Below are 982 nucleotides of genomic sequence, written 5' to 3' on the forward strand. Positions count from 1 at the left end.
CCCGCGCCGTCACCGCCAATGACTCCGCCGCCATCGTGCGGGCCAAGGCTGCCCTGGACAAACTCGACGTTGCCGAAGGCCTCGCCGAGCTCGAAGGCGCTTCCGCCCGTGTCGCCGTTGACGAAAAGCGCATGATCAACTGCCGCGCCGACCTCAACCAACTCGTGCCGTTCAAGTACGACTGGGCCTGGCAAAAATACCTCGACGGCTGCGCCAACCACTGGATGCCGCAAGAGGTCAACATGACCGCCGACATCGCCCTGTGGAAAAACCCCGAGGGCCTGACCGACGACGAACGTCGCATCGTCATGCGCAACCTGGGCTTCTTCTCCACCGCCGACTCCCTGGTCGCCAACAACCTGGTCCTGGCCGTATACCGCCTGATCACCAACCCGGAGTGCCGCCAGTACATCCTGCGCCAGGCCTTCGAAGAGGCGATCCACACCCACGCCTACCAGTACTGCATCGAATCGCTGGCCATGGATGAAGGCGAGATCTTCAACATGTACCACGAGATCCCATCGGTCGCTAAAAAAGCCGCCTGGGGCCTGAAGTACACCCGTTCGATCTCCGATCCGAAGTTCGAAACCGGCACCGTCGACACCGACAAGGAACTGCTGCGCAACCTCGTCGCCTACTACTGCGTACTGGAAGGCATCTTCTTCTACTGCGGCTTCACCCAGATCCTGTCCATGGGCCGTCGCAACAAAATGACCGGAGTGGCCGAGCAGTTCCAGTACATCCTGCGCGATGAGTCGATGCACCTGAACTTCGGTATCGACGTGATCAACCAGATCAAAATCGAAAACCCACATTTGTGGGATGCCGAGATGAAGGAAGAAGCGACCCAAATGATCCTGCAAGGGACCCAGTTGGAGATCGAATACGCACGCGACACCATGCCGCGCGGCGTGCTGGGCATGAACGCGGCGATGATGGAGGACTACCTCAAATTCATCGCCAACCGTCGCCTGTCGCAGAT

The 982-nt window shown here is 59.7% G+C and carries 1 protein-coding gene; it reads left to right on the forward strand.

All coding sequences use genetic code 11. The annotated features are described in order from the left end of the window. Window positions 1-982 (forward strand): ribonucleotide-diphosphate reductase subunit beta (locus BFQ03_RS07075; RefSeq protein ID WP_065942765.1); only part of this gene is annotated, 982 nt, incomplete at both ends.

This window comes from Pseudomonas sp. 25 R 14 (assembly GCF_900004755.1).
In the GTDB taxonomy this organism is placed as follows: Bacteria; Pseudomonadota; Gammaproteobacteria; order Pseudomonadales; family Pseudomonadaceae; genus Aquipseudomonas; species Aquipseudomonas brenneri.